Source organism: Achromobacter sp. ACM01 (assembly GCF_014851745.1).
Lineage (GTDB): Bacteria > Pseudomonadota > Gammaproteobacteria > Burkholderiales > Burkholderiaceae_B > Achromobacter > Achromobacter aegrifaciens.
Genome location: NZ_JACVAF010000043.1, coordinates 1 through 235, shown reverse-complemented (window position 1 = coordinate 235; position 235 = coordinate 1). Strand labels below are relative to the sequence as shown.

Here is a 235-nt window from a genome sequence, read left to right as displayed (position 1 = left end):
CCGATGGCGTGCCCGGCGTGACCGTCCCCGACGCCAACGGCGCCGATGCCGGCAACGTCAGCATCGCCGAGAACGCCACGCAGCCGGTTACTGGCGAACTGACCGTCACCGCACCGGAAGGCCTGGCTACCGTCAAGATCGGCAACGTCACCCTCTCTGTGGCCGACCTGCAGGCGCTGGGCACCACCCCGGTCGTCGTCAACGGCACCGAAGGCAAGCTCACGCTGACTGGCTA

The 235-nt window shown here is 68.5% G+C and carries 1 protein-coding gene; it reads left to right on the top strand.

Annotation, left to right across the window (positions count from 1 at the left end; all coding sequences use genetic code 11):
- Nucleotides 1-17: 17 nt before the first annotated feature.
- On the top strand, nt 18-235 hold a 218-nt coding region (locus IB268_RS31395; protein WP_192355310.1), incomplete at its 3' end, for a hypothetical protein.